Source organism: Haloferax prahovense, from assembly GCF_000723845.1.
GTDB classification, from domain to species: Archaea; Halobacteriota; Halobacteria; order Halobacteriales; family Haloferacaceae; genus Haloferax; species Haloferax prahovense.
This window is the reverse complement of the sequence record NZ_LK053000.1, coordinates 2,403,424-2,417,580: the sequence shown is the minus strand read 5'-3', so window position 1 is coordinate 2,417,580 and position 14,157 is coordinate 2,403,424. Positions and strand designations below refer to the sequence as shown.

The window sequence follows — 14,157 nt, the reverse complement described above, 5'->3', positions numbered from 1 at the left end:
CCCGAGTGGCGACGGTCCGGACCGCCCCCTCGACGCTCACATCGTAAACAGGTGCGAGTCGTCCGGGATGTCGAACAGCCCCATCCTGACGCCCGCGTCGAGCCAGCCGTAGCCGTACGAGAACGACGCCAGCGCGTTCACCCAGTCGTCGGCGGCCTTGAAGTGCCGGCCGTCGTCGAGGTAGGATTCGGCCATCTCCAGGCAGTCGGCGGCTGCGTCGCCGAGGTGCGTCTCGTCGGGGACGGCCTGCACCGCCTCGTCGAGCGCGTCGGCGAGCATCCCCTCGTAGCGGTTCGTCTTCTCCTGTAGGTCGGCGGCCATGCGGAGTGATGCGCCGGCGACGGATACCGGTCTTTCGCTCCGCGCGCTTCGGAGCCCGTGGCATGCGTTATCGTGACGGTGTTGTAGCGCTCCTCGCAATACAGCGAAACCTTAAGACACCGGTGTAGCGAACTATCGGCTATGACAGAGGACGCCGATTCGTTCGTGGAACACAGGAAACTCATCGTCGCCGGCTCGGGCATCTCCGGGCTCTCGTCGGCTATCTACGCGGCCCGCTCCAACAACGAGCCGCTGGTGCTGGAGGGCGACGAGCCGGGCGGACAGCTCACGCTCACGACCGAGGTGGACAACTACCCCGGCTTCCCCGAGGGCATCTCCGGGCCGGAACTCATCAACAACATGAAAGAGCAGGCCGAGCGCTTCGGCACGGAGATTCGCCACGGCATCATCGAGGACGTGGACGCCTCCGAGCGCCCGTTCACGGTCACGCTCAAGAACGGCGACGTGTACACCGCAGACGCCATCATCGCGGCGTCGGGCGCGTCGGCCCGCACCCTCGGCATCCCCGGCGAGGAGAACCTGATGGGCTACGGGCTCTCGACGTGTGCGACCTGCGACGGCGCGTTCTTCCGCGGCGAGAAAATCATGGTCATCGGCGGAGGCGACGCCGCCGTCGAGGAGGCCAACTTCCTCACGAAGTTCGCCTCGACGGTCTACCTCGTCCACCGCCGCGAGGAGTTCCGCGCCGAGGACTACTGGGTCGACCGCCTGATGGAGAAGGTCGACGAGGGCGAAATCGAACTCATGCTCAACACCGAGGCGACAGAGCTTCACGGCTCGCCCGAGGAGGGCGTCGACCACGTGACGCTCGTCCGCAACCCCGAGGGGCACCCGAGCGACAAGCTCGACGACCCCGAGACCGAGGAGTTCGACTTCGACGTGGGCGCGGTGTTCTACGCCATCGGCCACACGCCGAACGCCGACTACCTCGAGGGGACGGGCGTCCAGCGCGACGACGACGGCTACATCGTCGCCAAGGGCGGTTCCGGCGGCGGCCAGACCGCGACCGACGTGCCCGGCATCTTCGCCGCGGGCGACGTGGTCGACTACCACTACCAGCAGGCCGCGACCGCCGGCGGCATGGGCGTGAAGGCCGCCCTCGACGCCGACGACTACCTCGAAGAACTCGAACGCGAGGAAAAGCGGGCGGCCGCGGGCGCGGCCGAGTAAGGCGAGCGAGCGACCTCAACGCTCGGCGTTCGGGTTTCATCTCACTCGATTTCTCTTCGGCTCCCTACGTCAGCGACCGCAACAGCCACGCGAGGATGAAGCTAATCGCCACGAAGATGAGGTAGACCCCCGGCGAGAAGCGCACGTCCACGACGCCGACCGCGCCCGCGACCGCCACGGCGAAGAGGACGATCCCGACGCCGACGAGACCGTTCCCGAGGATGTTCGGGACCCCTCGTTTGGTTTCCATACCCCGCGGTTGGACTCGCCGAAAAATAAGCGTGCGGAGCGTTCCCAGCGGGTGAAACGGGACGCGGTTGTGGTCCGACGGACGCGGCCCGCCCGCAGTTGTCAGTCGGCCGCGCCCGGACTCGCGTCGGCCCCCGCGCCGCGCTCTTCGGGCGTCAGGTAACACTGCGGGTCGGGGCCGAACAGTTCGCCCGTCGCCGCGAGCGACCGAAGCCGCGAGGAGCCGCGGCACACGTCCTGATACTGGCAGGTCGCGCACTTGCCGGTGAGATGCCGTTCGCGCTCGCGGAGCTTGGCGAGAAGCGGGTTCGACTCGTCGTCCCAGATGTCTCCGAACGGGCGGTCCCGGACGTTGCCGAGGCTGTAGCCCTGCCAGAACTGCGTGAGGTGGACGTCGCCGCGGTAGTCCACGTCGGCGACGCGCTCGCCGGTCGGGTCGCCGCCGTTGACGCGGAGGTACCGGTGAATCCGCTCGGCGTGGTCGGCGTCGAGTTCGTCGCGGGCGTACTCGACCACGTAGGCGGAGTCGGCGTAGTTGCCGACCAGCAGCGTCTCTATCTCCTCGCCCTCGGCGTGGTACTCGCGGGTCATGTCGAACAGTCGGTGGACGGCGCGGCGCTGGGCCTCGTCGTCGAGGTCGGCGTCGGCGATGTCGCCGCCGCGGCCGCCGTAGTCGAGGTGGTAGAAACAGAAGCGGTCGACGCCGACGTCGTACAGCAGGTCGACCACGTCCTCCATGTCGGCGGCGTTGTGCTCGGTGATGGTGTACCGGAGGCCGGTCTTGAGCCCCACCGACAGACAGTTCTCGATGCCGCGGACGGCGGCGTCGAACGCGCCCTCTTTCCCGCGGAAGCGGTCGTTGCGCTCTTCCAACCCGTCGACGGAGACGCCGGCGTAGGAGAGCCCCGCGTCGCGGAGCGCTCGGGCCTTCTCCTCGGTGATGAGCGTCCCGTTGGTCGAAAGCACCGCCCGGATGCCGGCGTCGGTGGCGTAGTCGACGAGTTCGACGAGGTCTTCTCGGACGAGCGGTTCGCCGCCCGAAAACAGCAGGACGGGCACGTCGTAGGCCGCGAGGTCGTCGATGAGCCCCTTCGCCTCTGCGGTCGAGAGTTCGCCCTGCGCGGGGTCGAGGTCGGCCCCGGCGTAACAGTGTTCGCAGTAGAGGTTACAGCGCCGCGTCGTGTTCCAGACCACGACCGGACGTTTCTGTTTCTCCTCGCGTATCTGGTCGATGTCGGCGTCGGGGTCGTCGTAGCGGAGGCCGTCGCCCTCGGCGCCCTGCCCGCACAGGAGCTTGCTGATGGAAATCACTCGACCGACACCCCGTTTTCGGCACCGCGGGCGGCCCCCGCCGTCTCGCCGTCCGCCGCGTCGCCGTTCGCGGCGAGGTCGTTCCCGCCGAGTCGGAGGAACTCGTCGGCCGGCGCGAGCCAGAGGTCCGCGTCGCCGTCGCCGAACAGCGTCCGCGCCTGCTCGGTCGCGAGGTCCTCGGCGGGTGCGCTCACGCTGCCGACGTGGCGCATCGGCTCGGCCGACGCGTCGCGGTAGAACACTTCCCACTGGCGGCTGCCGTCGATTCGCGGTCGTCGCCTCGGGTCGTCGTCGTCCATGTCGTCGCCTTCGGGCGGGGCGGCCACGCTCGTTTCGCCCGTTTTCAGCGCGTGGGAATCGAAGCTTTAGACTTGTTCGGCCACTCACTACGGCCAGCTAATGACGCAACGGTTCACCCGGCGGTCGGTTCTCCGCGCAACGGCGGCTTCGACAGGTATCGCGCTGTTGGCGGGCTGTTCGAGTTCGTCCGGCGACGGCTCCGGCGGCGCGGACGACGGGGGCGGTTCCGGCGGCGATTCGTCCGGCGGGGAGGACACCGCCGACCGCGAGATGCGGGACTTCGGCGGCTGGTTCGACCGGACGGGGAACTACGACGGCGTCCACGACCTGACGGGACAGGACACCGTCACGGTCGCGGTCGGTGCGGCCGGCAACGGCGGCGGCTACGCGTTCGCTCCCGCCGCGGTGGAGGTTTCGCCGGGAACGACGGTCGTCTGGGAGTGGACCGGAAACGGCGGCACCCACAACGTCGTCAACCGCGAAGACGGGCTGTTCGAGTCGGACCTCACCGTCTCCGAGGGCCACACCTTCGAGTACACGTTCGAGGAGTCCGGCGAGTACAAGTACGTCTGCGTCCCTCACGAGACGCTCGGCATGGTCGGCGTCGTCGTCGTCGAGTAAGCGCACGTCGTCGTCTTCGCGTCGTTGCGGGCGAGTGAACTCCCCAGCCCCCTCAGTCCGCGGGCAGGCCGGCCGGTGTCGGCGTCATGCGGACCGTAGGACGTCGTTCAGCGGCGCGGTACAGAGGACGCAGCCGGTCTCCCGGAGCGTCCGCATCATCGGCTCGTTGACCCGATAGCGCTCGCCGCACTCGGGACAGGTCACGTCGAACTCGCGCATCGTTGCTCACCGACTAGTGGTACGCCGTGGAGGTCCGAGGGGGCGCACCCTGCATTCGCGGGGGGCTGATACCCCGTCGGTGCGTCTCATCTCGTCACCCCTGAAGAATGGCACCCATGAGCTTCTTTTGCGCCATGGCGAGGTGCTCGGAGAACGTCGAGGTCGTGATGCCGAGTTCGGTTGCGACCTCGCCCTTGTTGGCGCGCCGCGGGTGGTCGAAGTAGCCCATCTCGTGGGCCGTCTCCAGCACCTCGCGCTGGCGGTCGGTGAGCTGGCCGCGCTCGACCAACACGAGGTCCCGCGACTCGTCGGACGACGACTGGAGCAGTCGGCGCACGTCCACGGAGCCCGACGATTCCCGAAGGGAGGCGACCACGTCGCGGAGCGTCTCAACGTCGGGCGCGTGGAAGGTCAAAAACAGCGCGCCGTCGCGCGTCTGAACGTCCACGACCGGGCAGTCGAACGCCTCGACGCGCTCGCAGGGACAGCCGATGCCGCCCTCGCGGTCGAACCGGTAGACGCTCCCGTCGCCGTACGCGAACAACTCCTCCATCTCCTCCGGGACCTCGGCGTCGTCGTCGAAGACGAACTCCTCGACGACCGACCCGCGCTCGTTGGGAGCCATGCTCCGCGAGAGCGCGTAGCCCGAGGTGTCGCCCTCGGAGACGGTCGCGACCGGACAGCCGTCCGGCCCCGTCACTTTCAACTCCGCTCTGATGCCCGCTGCGCTCGTCATAAGAGTATGCAGTCTCTCCAGCCCCTGATATAAACACCCCCGATACACCGGGCCTTTATATCGTGGTTCGTTTCCACCCGCCGACTGCCGTCGCGCGGACCACGGCGGGTCACGGGGTGTATAAAGCGCCCTGTATATTCTGGGTGCCCTTCGACGGACGACGCGGCCGAAGCTACGGGTGAGCATGCAGACCGGCCTCAGACGCAAGCCGACCGGACCGAAGCCCGCCGAACTGGAGGCGGAACAGGTGCTGGAAGCGCTCTCGGACCGCGCGTGCCGGCAGATTCTCACGACCCTGCAGGGCGCGACCGAGCCGATGACCGCACAGGACCTCTCCGAGGTGTGCGACGTACCGTTGTCGACGACCTACCGGAAGGTCGAACAGCTCTCGGAGGCGGCGTTGCTCGAAGAGACGCTCCAACTGCGGGCGAACGGGACCCACACCCACCAGTACCGGTCGAGCGTCGAGTCGGTCACGGTCTCGCTGGACGACGAACGGGGGCTGGAAGTCGCCCTCAGCGGGGACCGCTGATGGGGTCGGAACCGGCACACCCGCCGGACTCGGGGCGCGAACACCCCGTGCGCCCGCGGCTCGCATCTCGGATGACTACCCATCCCGACGGGCGCGAGGAGTGCACGATTTACCCGGCCGACGCGACGCCCGAAGCGCAACTGACCCGGTGGCTATCGGCGTTCGAGGGGAGCTTCGTCGACCTCGAATCGATGGAGTAAGCGCGGCGTTACAGTCGGTCGGCGTCGACGCCGTCGTCGCCCTTGCTCCACGGGCGCGGGCTGTCGAGCGCCATGAGGTACTCTTCTAAGAGGGTCGGAAACGCCCGCCCGCGGAGGTTTCGGAGGCCGAAGTCGGCGGCCCAACTGATGATGCCGGTGTCCTCCGTGACGACGCCGGCGTTCAGTTCACGGGCGAGGATGAGGAGGTCGAAGTCCTCGCGGGAGTCGAGGACGCCCTGTCTGAGCGCGCCGCGGTAGTCCTCGCGGAGGTCGGAGATGACCTTATCCACGTCGGAGAGCTTCGACCCGCCGTTGGACCGCTGTTTCGACTCCTCGGCCTTGCGGACGGCCTTCTCGGAGACGCGGAGGCCGCGGTTGACTCGGTCGGACATCTCGTCGATGAAGCGGTAGACGACCTCCGCGGGGATGTACACCTCGTAGCGGTCGGGGTGTTTCTTGATGACCCACGTGTCGAGTTTGCCGAGTACGTCCTCCGAGACGCCGCGCTCGCGCAGGATGTGTTCCAACTCCGCGGCGATGGACGGCGGCATGTAACACGAGATGTTCAGGTCCAGTCGCGCGGCGGCGATGGTGTCGAGGAGCCGTTCGATTCCCTCCTCGAACGTCTCGTCGTCGTCTCGAATCTCCTCGGAGAGAAACAGCGAGGTGTCGAGCACGAACCGTTGTTTCAGCGGGTACTCGGCCATCGGTCGCCAATTGGTACCGCGGCACTATGACCCTTCCCCGTGATGAAAGTGAGAGGAACCGCCGGAGAGACGGTCAGAACAGCGGTTCGATGCGGTCGTCGCCGGTCGAGACGAGGTCGTCGAGCGACGCCGCGCTGGACTCGCGCTTGGCGAGCATGTCGCGTTGGGTCTCGATGGCGACCGCCTGCAGCTCCTTCACCCGCGGCACGTCGTAGACGCCCGACAGGAGCACGACCGCCGCGACGAAGTCCGAGTCGACGGGGTAGTCGCCGCCGCGAATCTCCATCGTCCCGGTCTCGTCTTCGAGCCACGTCCGCGCGCGCTCGATGCCGCGGCGCGAGAGCACGTCCGACGGGCCAGCGACGACGACGAGGCCGCGCTCCGCGCCGGCAATCTCGCAGGGCATCGTGAGCCGGCCGAGGGCGGCGCGACGCACGAGACTGGTGATGCGGTTCGTCGAGTCGCCGCCGTCCTCGGCGACGGCGTTCCCGCCGGAGAGCCGGGAGAGCAGGCCGCGCTTGGGGCGGTCGAGTTCGACGGCGGCGTAGCCGATAGTCGAGACGCCGCCGCTCCCGAGCGTGTTGATTATCTCGGAGGCGTCCACGACGGACTCCGCAACTGCCCCGGAGCCGTCGCCCTCGCCGGCGCTGAACAGCACGCCGAGGCGGCGGGCGAGCTCCGCGTTGAGGCTGCCGTAGCCGGCTTCGAGCGACTCGCCGGTCCTCCGCCAGGCGTCGTTGTCGAAGACGATGAGGTTGTCCACCTCGCGGACGAACGTCTGGAGCGACCGCGCGGCGTTGAGCGTGTAGATGCCGCCTTCGTCCCGCGCGGGGAGGATACCGAGGCCGTAGACGGGCTCGGTGTAGATGTGCTTCAGTTCGCGCGCGATGACGGGCGCGCCGCCGGAGCCGGTGCCGCCGCCGAGCCCGGCGACGACGAGAAACGCGTCTATCTCGTGGACCGGGAGGTCGTCGACCATCGAGAGCACGTCGCCCACGTCCTCCGCGGTCACCTCCGCGCCGAGTTCGTTGTCCGCGCCGACGCCGTGGCCCTTGACGCGCGTCAGACCGACGAGCACCTGCCGCGATTCGGGGACGTTTCGGAGCCCCCGGAGGTCCGCGCGAGCCGAGTTGACCGCGATAGCGTCGACGACGAACCCCGTCTTCGTCCGTCGCTCGTAGTCGACGAGGACGTCGACGACCTTGCCGCCAGCCTGTCCGATACCGATGAGTGCGAGTTTCATGTCCGTGTTCCTCTCAGAAAACGAACCACTAGACGCGCGCTCAGGCCTTGAATATGCTGTGCGTAGCGCTGTGCAACGACAGCTTAATCGGAGAACAGGTCGGCCGCCGTGTCGTCGCCAACGGCGTCGTCGTGGGTCGATTCTGTGTCGTTCGCGCCGGCGTCGGCGTCGCCCGGACCGGTTTCGCCGTCGCCGGTGCCGTCCCCGCCGGCGTCACGCTCGCGGAACGAGTCGCAGGCGAGTTCGCCGACGACCGAGAGCAAGTCACCGGGTTCGACGATGGTGCCGCGCTCCCGGAGGCGCTCGTAGACCGCGAAGCCGTCGTCTCCCGCGTAGTTTCGCTCCGAGAAGGGGCGTTCCTCGACGAGGACGAGGCGGTCGGCCTCGGCGGCCGCGTCGAGGTTGGCGAGGTTGCCGTCTCCGACCTCCACGTCGGCGACGACGGTTACGTCGGCGGCTTCGACCCGCGACTCGACCGCGGCCCGCGCGGCGTCGTCCACGGGCGAGTACGGCGGCACGGTCACGAGGTCCGCGCCGACTCGGCGGGCCGCCTCGGCGTCGGTGTCGCCCTCGTTGAGCGCGCCGGCGGAGAGGGCGTAGCCGGCCGCCGAGAGCAGGTGGAGCGCCCGCGCGCCGGTGCCGCCGCCACCGACGACGTGAACCCGACCGTTGGCGTCGTCCGACGACGGCGGGAGGGCGGTCACGTACACCGAACCGGTGACAGGGTGCCGGGAGACGACCGCCTCGGCGTCGAAGGCCTCGCGTAAGTGCTCCTCGGAGAGCACCGCCGCGGGGTCGCCCGCCGAGAGGATGCGCCCGCCCGAGAGGAGGATGAGCGCGTCGCAGTAGTGGGCCGCGAGGTTGAGGTCGTGGATGGCCGCGACCGCGGTCGTCCCGTCCGCGACGAGGTCGGAGACGAGTTCGAGCGTGCGGACCTGGTGGTTGATGTCGAGGCTGGCGGTGGGTTCGTCGAGGAGCAAGACGGGCGTCTCCTGTGCCAGCGCGCGGGCGATGAGGACGCGCTGGCGCTCGCCGCCGCTGACCTCCGTCACCGGGCGGTCGGCAAGCGACTCGACGGCGGTCCGGCGCATAGCGTCGTCGACAGCGGCGGTGTCGCGCTCGCGCCAGCCGTCGAACCGCCCACGGTGCGGGGTCCGACCCATCTCGACGACGTCGCGGACGGGGAAGTCGAAGGTGACGCTCGTGGTCTGGGGGACCGTCGCCACGAGCCGACTCGCCGCCTTCGACGACAGGGCGTGCACGTCCTCGCCGACGACGCGGACCGACCCCTCGTCGGGCGCGAGCGCGCCGTTGAGCGTCCGGAGCAGGGTCGTCTTCCCCGCGCCGTTCGGACCGATGAGGCCCACGAAGGTGCCCTCGCCCACGTCGACGGAGACGGAGTCGAGAATCCGGGTGTCTCCGAGCGAGAGCGACACGTCGTCGAGTCGAATCGCCGGGTCGGCGTCGCCGAAGGGGTCGGAGTCGGCGGAGTCCGCGTCGGCACCGAGGTCGGTGCCGCTGGAGCGGTCGAAGTCGCTCACGGCGAGCGCACCTCCCGCGTGCGGAGCAGGTAGAGGAAGAACGGCGCGCCCACGGCGGCGGTGACGACGCCGACCGGTATCTCCGCGCCGCCGGAGCGGGCGACGGTGTCGGTGGCGACGAGGAACGACGCGCCCGCCAGCGCCGACGCCGGGAGCAACACCCGGTGGTCGGGCCCGACGAGGAGTCGGAGCATGTGGGGGACGACGAGGCCGACGAAGCCGATGACGCCGGAGACCGAGACGGCCGCGGCGGTGACGACGCTCGCGGTGGCGAGGAGCAGTTGTTTCGTCCGCTCGACCTCGATGCCGAGGGCGTGGGCGTCCTCCTCGCCGAGCAGCAGGACGTTCAGGTCGCGGGCGTGGACCAACAAGACGACGAACGGAAGCGGCAGGACGAGCGCCAGCATGCCGACCTCGCTCCACGTCGCGCCCGCGAGATGGCCCATGAGCCAGAAGACGACCTGCCGGAGGCTCTCGCCGCTCTGGAGGAGGAGAAACGAGATGACCGCGCCGAGGAACGTCTGGATGGCGACGCCCGCGAGAAGCAGGGTCGCCACGGGCGTCCGACCGTTCTCGCTGGCGAGGAGGTAGACGACGAAGGCGGTGACGACGGCGCTGACGAAGGCCGCGCCCTCGAGACCGAACGGAATCGAAAGCGAAAGCACGATGGTCGCGACCGCGCCGACGGCGGCCCCCGAGGAGACGCCGACGATGGAGGGGTCGGCCATCGGATTGCGGAAGAAGCCCTGCATCACGGTTCCCGCGGTGGCGAGCGCGAAGCCGACGAGGGCCGCGAGGAGGATGCGCGGCAGGCGGACCGAGAGGACGATGATGCGGGCGGGCCTCGGCACGGAGAACGCGAACGGCGAGACGAACTCCAGCGTCGGCGTCGGAACCGACCCGACGAGGGGGAGGACCGTCGCGCCGCCGAGGGAGACGCCGACCGGGATGGGAACCGCGTCGGCGAGGATGGCGGCGACGGTCCGGGGCGGGATGGTCACGGCCCCGATGCCGGCGCTCACGACGACGACGAGAAGCAAGAGCCCGGAGAGGCCGAGCGACCACGTGGTCGCCCGCGTGCGAACGCTCATTGAACACAACCGCGCTTTCAGTAGGTAAATATTTATTGAACAGTCGCTGAGGCCACTACCGTGAACCGACAACTCGTCGTCGCCCTACTGGCGCTCGCGACCGTGTTCGCCGGGGTTCCGGCACCGGCCGCGGCCGCGGTAGACCAGACCGCACAGCAGCAGACCGCGCAGTGTACGTTCCCGATGACAGTCACCGACGCCACGGGAACCGAAGTCACCATCACCGACGACCCCGACCGGGTCGTCACGACCAACCCGAGCGCCGCCCAGACCATGTGGGAACTCGGCGCGCGCGACGAGGTCGTCGGCGTCTCGCAGTACGCCATGTACCTCGACGGCGCATCGGAGAAGGGGAACGTCTCCGGCTCCGGCGGCCTCAACGTCGAGGCCGTCATCGGCCTCGAACCCGACCTCGTGCTCGTCCCGAACTCCTCGTACAACGCCGAGCCCGACCGCGTCGGACAGCTTCGCTCGGCGGACATCTCGGTCGTCGTCTTCGAGTCCGGGAAGTCGCTCGACGCCGTCGCCAACAAGACCGAGCGCGTCGGCCGCATGACCGGGAACTGCGAGGCCGGCGTCGAGCGCGCGGGCGAGATGCGCGAGTCGATGGAGCACATGCAACAGGCCCTCGACGACGCGGAGCGTCCCGTCGGTCTCAACTCCTTTTTCGGCTACACCTCGGGCTCCGAGACGTTCATCTCCGACATTATGACGACCGCCGGCCTGCGCAACGGCGCGGCGGAGGCGAACCTCACCGGCTTCGCCCAGATTAACGAGGAACTCGTCGTCGACATGAACCCCGAGCACATCGTCGTCCCCGACCACGCGCCGGTGCCGAGCAGTCCGGCGTACAACAGCACGACGGCGATACAGGAGGGCAACGTCATCGTCATCGAGGCGCACAAGCTCCAACAGCCCGCCCCGCGAGCCGTCGAGGCGAGCGAGGAGATTCTCGAAGCCGTCCACCCCGACGCCTACGAGCGCTACCAGCAGCTCGAAGACGAGTCGGCGACGGAGCCCACCGAGAACGCAACTGAGACGACCACGGCCGCGGATGCGACCGAAACCGACGCGACCGAGTCGCCCGCGACGACCGAGTCGTCGGAATCGACCACCGAGAGCGACGCGCCCGGATTCGGCGTCGTCGCCGGCCTCGCCGCCATCGGCGCGGTCGTCCTGCTCGCGCGTCGCCGGTAACCGGACCGACTCGCGCGTCGTTTTCCATTTCTCGTCGTCCGGCTCCGTGAGACCACAACCGTATTACCGGCGGATGGCGGACACACGGGTATGGTCGAGAACGTCATCTACCCCGCCTACCTCGACGCCGCGCTCTCGCGCAGCGAGGGCCGACGGGTCGCCCAGTCCGCGGCGGTCGAAGCGCCGACCGTCGACGAGATTGCGAAGGCCGTCCAGCAGGTCGGCTACGACGCCGTCATCGAACGGGACAAGCGGTACTCTCGGGAGTTCGACACTCGCGGGCGCGTCCTCGTGAACAACGCCGACGACGCCACGAAAAACGACATCGTGCAGGCGGTCGCCGCCTACGTCGGAATCCTCCGCGACTGATGCGGCGAATCGGCACGGTCTCCCGAACGGCGCAGGGGCTCGCTATCGTCCGCCTCGACGACGACGACACGCCCGACATCGGAACCATGGTCCTCGACGAGTCGCTGTCGACGGTCGGTCGCATCGTGGACGTGTTCGGCCCGGTCGACCGCCCCTACGTCGCTGTCACGGCAGACGACGGCTCGCCCGCGCGGCTCGTCGGCAGCAAGCTCTACGCTCGCTGACGACTCCAGAGCGCAACCCCCATACTCCTCGGGTGGGAACGCCCCTGCATGTCACGCCGCGCCTATCGGGGGGTCGCCCTCGCCGCCCTCATCTTCCTCGTCGTGCAGGTGGGTGCGCTCGCCCTCGTGCCGACGTTCTTCGAACAGGGATACCAGACGGTCGAAGACCCCACCGACCCGACGAACAGCCTCCTCTACATCGGCGCGATTATCGCCATGACCGCGTTCATGCTCGCGGCGTTCAAGTACGACCTCGACCAGCTTATCCGCCTCATCATCGTGTTCACGAGCGGCCTGCTCGCGTGGTACGTCTTCGCCGCGCTCGTCCCCAACGCGCTCGTCGCCATCGCCCTCTCGGCGGGCGTCTCGCTCGCCCTCCTCGTCTACCCCGAGTGGTACGTCATCGACACCGCAGGTGCGCTCATGGGCGCTGGCGCGGCCGCCCTGTTCGGCATCAGTTTCGGCCTGCTGCCGGCCATCGTGCTCCTCTCGGTCCTCGCCATCTACGACGCCATCAGCGTCTACAAGACAAAGCACATGCTCGACCTCGCGGAGGGCGTGATGGACCTCCGCATCCCGGTCGTGCTCGTCATTCCGACGACGCTGTCGTACTCGCTTCTCGACGACGACTTCGCCCGCGACGCCAACGAGGTCGGCGATGGCGAGAACGCGACAGACGGGGGCGAACCGGCAGCGGTGGCCGACGCGGAGACGGCTGACACCACTGCCGACACCGACGCCGAGGACTCCGGTTCCGGCGAGCGCGACGCCTTCTTCATCGGTCTCGGCGACGCGGTCATGCCGACCGTGATGGTCGCCTCGGGCGCGTTCTTCTCCGAAGCGCCGTCGCTCGGCTTCGGTGCACTCCCGGCGCTCAACCTCCCGGCGCTCCTCGCCATGGTCGGGACGTTCGCCGGGTTCGCCGGGCTGATGTGGGCCGTGATGAAGGGGCGGGCGCACGCCGGCCTGCCGCTTCTCAACGGCGGCGCAATCGGCGGCTACCTCGTCGGCTCAGTCGTCGCGGGCGTCCCGCTCGTCTCCGCGCTCGGACTCGCGCCGTACCTCTGAAACGCGGCTCCGTCGAAAATCTCTGTCAGTGACAATTTGTTGCGGCTGTGCTGAATACAGGGCGCAAGTCGGTCACAGAACCTGCCGGTATCGATGTTAGGTATGGGGATTTTTATTATAACTCCCACAAGGGCTATCACTCTATAGATATCATATAACTAACACATGAAATTCATCTACATCGCTATTGCCGGTGCGATTCTTGCACTAATATCGCTCCCACTCGGCCTCATGCTAATTATTGTGGGATTGTCGTTGCATTTCTTTCAAAAGTACAACTCTCGCCGCCTTGATGAAGCGGGTGAGCGCTAGATAACCACGAGGATAGCAATGAACACCTACCTAACGACTGTTTCATCGCTGGTCGCGTGAATCGAACATCGAAATCTTGCTGAACTCATCTTCTACGTCTTGCACGCCGGTTCTATCACTTATCTAGAAGTTCAACAGCGACGTACCGCCCGGGTTCCCCGGTTTTACCTCATTCTTCGTCCGCGCCCTCGCGGACGCGAACCGCCATCCCCGTCTGGAAGTCGAGCATCGCGTCCGCGGAGAGTTCCGCGCGACCGACGCCCAGCAGGTCGCCGTCGGGGCCGACGACGCACACCTCGTCGCCCGAGCGAACCGCCGGGTCGGCGGCGGTGACGAACTTGGCGAACGCGTTCTTGCCGTCGCTGACGAACGGGACCGACTCGTCGCCGACGCGGACGACGTAGGCGTTGCCGCCGAGGGCGTCGTAGAGGCGGCGGCCGCCGGCGACGCCGAGGGTGAACCGCCCGTCGGTGCCGTAGGAGGTGACGCGGTCGCCCTCGACGTACACCTGTCGCGGGCGGCCGCTGCGCGAGCGCGAGAGTTCGATGTCCGCGTCGGTCGGGAACAGCGCGTCGCCCGCGCCGGCCCCGAACTGGTAGTCGGCGACGACCCGGAGGTCGTCCAAATCGGTCGCGTGGCCTTCGGTCATACCCCGTCGTTCGCCCCGCCGGCTAAAGTGGGTCGCGGTCCCGTCCGACCGCGTGTACCGGGTTAGCACGCACGTT

General features: G+C 68.3%; 19 protein-coding genes. 8 read left to right on the top strand and 11 right to left on the bottom strand.

The window, feature by feature from the left end; translation table 11 throughout:
* Nucleotides 1-36: 36 nt before the first annotated feature.
* Entirely contained in the window at nucleotides 37-321 is a 285-nt protein-coding gene (locus BN984_RS12135) for a DUF357 domain-containing protein (RefSeq protein ID WP_049968335.1), read from the bottom strand.
* A gap of 141 nt (nucleotides 322-462) precedes the next feature.
* On the opposite strand from BN984_RS12135, the gene BN984_RS12130 reads away from it, so the two are divergent.
* On the top strand, nucleotides 463-1,512 hold the full coding sequence (locus BN984_RS12130) for an NAD(P)/FAD-dependent oxidoreductase (protein ID WP_008092776.1): 1,050 nt from the start codon (nucleotides 463-465) through the stop codon (nucleotides 1,510-1,512).
* 64 nt (nucleotides 1,513-1,576) lie between these two features.
* On the opposite strand, the gene BN984_RS12125 is transcribed toward BN984_RS12130, so the two are convergent.
* The 3 genes from BN984_RS12125 to BN984_RS12115 form a co-directional block, all read right to left on the bottom strand.
* On the bottom strand, nucleotides 1,577-1,762 hold the full coding sequence (locus BN984_RS12125) for a hypothetical protein (RefSeq protein ID WP_049968334.1): 186 nt from the start codon (nucleotides 1,760-1,762) through the stop codon (nucleotides 1,577-1,579).
* Nucleotides 1,763-1,863: 101 nt separating this feature from the next.
* On the bottom strand, nucleotides 1,864-3,072 hold the full coding sequence (locus BN984_RS12120) for a TIGR04347 family pseudo-SAM/SPASM protein (protein WP_049968333.1): 1,209 nt from the start codon (nucleotides 3,070-3,072) through the stop codon (nucleotides 1,864-1,866).
* A complete protein-coding gene (locus tag BN984_RS12115) occupies nucleotides 3,069-3,398 on the bottom strand; it encodes an Htur_1727 family rSAM-partnered candidate RiPP (protein ID WP_008092771.1) in 330 nt (109 codons plus the stop codon). The genes BN984_RS12120 and BN984_RS12115 overlap by 4 nt, the downstream gene beginning before the upstream one ends.
* A gap of 73 nt (nucleotides 3,399-3,471) precedes the next feature.
* Between BN984_RS12115 and BN984_RS12110 the strand changes: the two genes are divergently transcribed.
* A complete protein-coding gene (locus BN984_RS12110) occupies nucleotides 3,472-3,993 on the top strand; it encodes a halocyanin domain-containing protein (protein WP_049913410.1) in 522 nt (173 codons plus the stop codon).
* An 84-nt stretch (nucleotides 3,994-4,077) separates the two neighbouring features.
* On the opposite strand, the gene BN984_RS20070 is transcribed toward BN984_RS12110, so the two are convergent.
* The gene (locus BN984_RS20070; protein WP_008092767.1) at nucleotides 4,078-4,212 is read right to left on the bottom strand and encodes a DUF7560 family zinc ribbon protein; all 135 of its coding nucleotides are present in this window, start codon (nucleotides 4,210-4,212) and stop codon (nucleotides 4,078-4,080) included.
* Nucleotides 4,213-4,306: 94 nt separating this feature from the next.
* Nucleotides 4,307-4,948, bottom strand: a complete 642-nt coding sequence (locus BN984_RS12105; protein ID WP_049968332.1) for a helix-turn-helix domain-containing protein — start codon at nucleotides 4,946-4,948, stop codon at nucleotides 4,307-4,309.
* A gap of 184 nt (nucleotides 4,949-5,132) precedes the next feature.
* Here BN984_RS12105 and BN984_RS12100 point away from each other — a divergent pair, with 184 nt between their 5' ends.
* The gene (locus tag BN984_RS12100) at nucleotides 5,133-5,480 is read left to right on the top strand and encodes a winged helix-turn-helix domain-containing protein (RefSeq protein WP_049968331.1); all 348 of its coding nucleotides are present in this window, start codon (nucleotides 5,133-5,135) and stop codon (nucleotides 5,478-5,480) included.
* Nucleotides 5,480-5,680, top strand: coding sequence for a DUF7511 domain-containing protein (locus BN984_RS12095; RefSeq protein WP_008092761.1), 201 nt, complete (start codon nucleotides 5,480-5,482; stop codon nucleotides 5,678-5,680). Before BN984_RS12100 ends, BN984_RS12095 begins: the two co-directional genes overlap by 1 nt.
* Before the next feature lie 8 nt (nucleotides 5,681-5,688).
* Here BN984_RS12095 and BN984_RS12090 read toward each other — a convergent pair whose 3' ends face one another.
* The 4 genes from BN984_RS12090 to btuC all read right to left on the bottom strand — a co-directional run bounded on the left by BN984_RS12090 (nucleotide 5,689) and on the right by btuC (nucleotide 10,262).
* Entirely contained in the window at nucleotides 5,689-6,387 is a 699-nt protein-coding gene (locus BN984_RS12090; protein WP_008092760.1) for an RNA ligase partner protein, read from the bottom strand.
* Nucleotides 6,388-6,460: 73 nt separating this feature from the next.
* Nucleotides 6,461-7,630, bottom strand: coding sequence for a tubulin-like protein CetZ3 (gene cetZ3 / locus BN984_RS12085; protein WP_049968330.1), 1,170 nt, complete (start codon nucleotides 7,628-7,630; stop codon nucleotides 6,461-6,463).
* 83 nt (nucleotides 7,631-7,713) lie between these two features.
* Nucleotides 7,714-9,066 carry an ATP-binding cassette domain-containing protein gene (locus BN984_RS12080; protein WP_449404898.1) on the bottom strand — a complete coding sequence of 451 codons (1,353 nt, stop codon included), beginning with the start codon at nucleotides 9,064-9,066 and terminating at the stop codon, nucleotides 7,714-7,716.
* Between the two features lie 101 nt (nucleotides 9,067-9,167).
* Entirely contained in the window at nucleotides 9,168-10,262 is a 1,095-nt protein-coding gene (gene btuC / locus BN984_RS12075) for a vitamin B12 ABC transporter permease BtuC (protein ID WP_008092755.1), read from the bottom strand.
* Nucleotides 10,263-10,322: 60 nt separating this feature from the next.
* On the opposite strand from btuC, the gene BN984_RS12070 reads away from it, so the two are divergent.
* The 4 genes from BN984_RS12070 (at nucleotide 10,323) to BN984_RS12055 (ending at nucleotide 13,120) form a co-directional block, all read left to right on the top strand.
* Nucleotides 10,323-11,459, top strand: a complete 1,137-nt coding sequence (locus tag BN984_RS12070; protein WP_049968328.1) for a PGF-CTERM-anchored ABC transporter substrate-binding protein — start codon at nucleotides 10,323-10,325, stop codon at nucleotides 11,457-11,459.
* Nucleotides 11,460-11,549: 90 nt separating this feature from the next.
* Nucleotides 11,550-11,828 (top strand): signal recognition particle subunit SRP19, encoded by a 279-nt coding sequence (gene srp19, locus BN984_RS12065; protein WP_008092751.1) that lies wholly within the window; start codon nucleotides 11,550-11,552, stop codon nucleotides 11,826-11,828.
* Nucleotides 11,828-12,052 (top strand): H/ACA ribonucleoprotein complex subunit GAR1, encoded by a 225-nt coding sequence (locus BN984_RS12060; protein ID WP_004977496.1) that lies wholly within the window; start codon nucleotides 11,828-11,830, stop codon nucleotides 12,050-12,052. The genes srp19 and BN984_RS12060 overlap by 1 nt, the downstream gene beginning before the upstream one ends.
* A gap of 48 nt (nucleotides 12,053-12,100) precedes the next feature.
* Entirely contained in the window at nucleotides 12,101-13,120 is a 1,020-nt protein-coding gene (locus BN984_RS12055; protein WP_049968327.1) for a presenilin family intramembrane aspartyl protease PSH, read from the top strand.
* A gap of 481 nt (nucleotides 13,121-13,601) precedes the next feature.
* Here BN984_RS12055 and BN984_RS12050 read toward each other — a convergent pair whose 3' ends face one another.
* Entirely contained in the window at nucleotides 13,602-14,081 is a 480-nt protein-coding gene (locus BN984_RS12050) for a PUA domain-containing protein (RefSeq protein ID WP_049968326.1), read from the bottom strand.
* Nucleotides 14,082-14,157: the final 76 nt, after the last annotated feature.